The sequence below is a fragment of the Staphylococcus sp. AC872 genome (genome assembly GCF_979255425.1).
Map to the genome: position 1 here is coordinate 1 of NZ_CEEDKW010000092.1, position 235 is coordinate 235.

The 235-nt window shown below is 39.6% G+C and carries 1 pseudogene; it reads right to left on the minus strand.

The window, feature by feature from the left end:
- A pseudogene (locus ACZ267_RS13045) lies at window positions 1–235 on the minus strand (hypothetical protein); the annotation flags it as partial.

The following is a 235-nucleotide window of genomic DNA, read 5'->3' on the forward strand; positions in this document are numbered from 1 at the left end:
ATTCTGTGCTTGGATCAATTAAGTTTTCAAGTTTTGTTAGTCGGGTTAGAACTTCTTGAGTTTTTTCAGCCTGTGATTTTTGAATATTGTTAACAGCTTGAGCTTTTGCGTTTGCCCTATTACGCTCTTGTTCCAACTCTTTTTGAATAGCTTGTGTATCGTTGGCTTCTTGGCGAGCTAAGTCCTGCTCACGTTGGCGTAGCTCTTGTTCTTTTTTAGCAAGCTCTTGTTGCTT